We start from the raw sequence: 1,245 nt of genomic DNA, 5'->3' as shown, positions 1-1,245 counted from the left end.
GGAGTAGCCCAGGTAGGTCAGCTTCTCGTCACCCACCGCGGCCCGGATGGCGTCCAAGTCCCGGGCGACGTTGACGGTGCCGACGTTGGCCAGGAATTCCTTGCCGCTCTTGTCGACACAGCGGCCGATGTAGGCCTTGGTCTCGTCCTCGATGCGCTCCACGCCCGCTGGGCTGTAATCGACCTGCGGCAGGGTGCGCAGTCGGTCGTTGTCGCCGTCGGAGTTGCACCAGACCGCCGGTCGCGACGATGCCACCCCGCGCGGGTCGAAGCCGACCAGGTCGAACCGTTCCCGGATACGGCTCGGCAGCGTCGCGATGAGGCCCGCCGCCGCTTCGATTCCGGACTCACCCGGCCCGCCCGGGTTGATCACCAGCGACCCGACCTTGTTTTTGGTGGCCGGGAACCGGATGATCGCCAGCTGCGCGACGCTGACATCGGAGCCGTCCAGATGGTTGTAGTCCACGGGCACCGCGACGTACCCGCATCGGGCGTCGTCGGCGACCTTGGCGGTGGTGTCAGCGGTGAATCGGCACTTCTCCCACTGCAGCGGCTGCCCGATCCTCGCCGACGGCAACACGGCGCGGCCCTCGGTCAGCCGCGCGCAACCGCCGGCGGTGAGCGCTGCCGCGAGCGTGACCATGGCCGCCGTGCAGGCCAGGGTTGCGCGCGGACTCATGACACCACCTGCTGCCATGCGCTGACTCGCACACCCCGCTACCCGGCGCACCCGGCGGGTCACGGGACGAGCGTCAGCAGTTCCTTCATCCCAGCGCCGAAATCGTCGGCTAACTCCCACAGGTCGCCCAGCAGCTCGGGGCACGCGATCAGCCCGACGTCCAGTTTGCCGTCCAGTGATATCACCGTGATGTTCAAACCCGAGCCGTGAAAAAGCGGCCCCAGCGGGTACATCGCGGTGATCCGGCCGCCCAGGAAGTACAGCGGAATCTGCGGGCCCGGCACGTTGGACACCACCAGGTTGTACACCGGGCGACTGCTGGCCAGCCGGGTCTTGGCGTAGAGCCGCATCGCGGCGCCGAACACCGCGGGTGCGGCGAACTGCGTCCAGTCCTGCAGCAGTGTCGCTGAGATCGCCGAAGTATGCTCTTTGGCAAGAGAATTCGCTGCGGCGATGGCCCGCAGACGCTCCCCCGGATCGGCGATCTGGGTTTGCAGGGAAGCGAACATCCCGGATACCTGGTTGCGCCCGGGGCGATCGGACTTGCCGTGCACCGAAACCGGGACC

General features: G+C 68.0%; 2 protein-coding genes. Both read right to left on the bottom strand.

All coding sequences use genetic code 11. The features are described 5' to 3' along the window. A partial coding sequence (locus tag AC2VON_RS01850) for an alpha/beta fold hydrolase (RefSeq protein ID WP_486951410.1) occupies nt 1-678 on the bottom strand: 678 nt, incomplete at its 3' end. Between the two features lie 59 nt (nt 679-737). Then, on the bottom strand, nt 738-1,245 hold a 508-nt coding region (locus AC2VON_RS01845; protein ID WP_486951409.1), incomplete at its 5' end, for a WS/DGAT domain-containing protein.

It is taken from the genome of Mycobacterium sp. TH-M82, assembly GCF_057473605.1.
Note: the sequence above shows the minus strand (reverse complement) of the source record. Positions and strands in the feature narration are given on the sequence as shown.